This is a genomic window from Methylobacterium oryzihabitans, from assembly GCF_004004555.2.
Lineage (GTDB): Bacteria > Pseudomonadota > Alphaproteobacteria > Rhizobiales > Beijerinckiaceae > Methylobacterium > Methylobacterium oryzihabitans.
Genome location: NZ_SACP01000158.1, coordinates 1 through 443, shown reverse-complemented (window position 1 = coordinate 443; position 443 = coordinate 1). Strand labels below are relative to the sequence as shown.

General features: G+C 59.4%; 1 protein-coding gene. It reads right to left on the bottom strand.

Going from position 1 to position 443, the window contains the following annotated elements:
- Positions 1-443 (bottom strand): bacteriophage T4 gp5 trimerisation domain-containing protein (locus EOE48_RS28840; protein ID WP_246155089.1); only part of this gene is annotated, 443 nt, incomplete at both ends.

The window sequence follows — 443 nt, the reverse complement described above, 5'->3', positions numbered from 1 at the left end:
ATGTGCTGCTTGGCGGCCACCTGGATGAACTGGTTGTCGACCTGCAGGGTGTAAGAACCTTCGGTCACTTGCACCACGGTGTCTTTCTTGACCGTTTCGGTGTGCGTACCGCCAACCGTGATCGAGCGGTTGTTCCCTACATCATGGGTCTCATCCAGCTCGATTTCGGTATCCATGTTGCGCTCGGCATGCATGATGATCTGCTCGGCGCCGGCCTTGTCTTCGAAGCGGAAGAAGTTGGCGGTACCGCCGTCACCCTTCATCGAACGTGTCAAGAACCCACTCTGGGTCTTGTTCGCCGGCAGCGACCATGGCGGGGTGTTGGTGCTGTTGTAAAGGCTGCCCATGATCAGCGGCCGGTCCGGGTTGCCGTCGAGGAACACCACAACCACTTCGTCGCCTATGCGTGGGATCTGAATGCTGCCGAAGCCGCCGCTGGCACC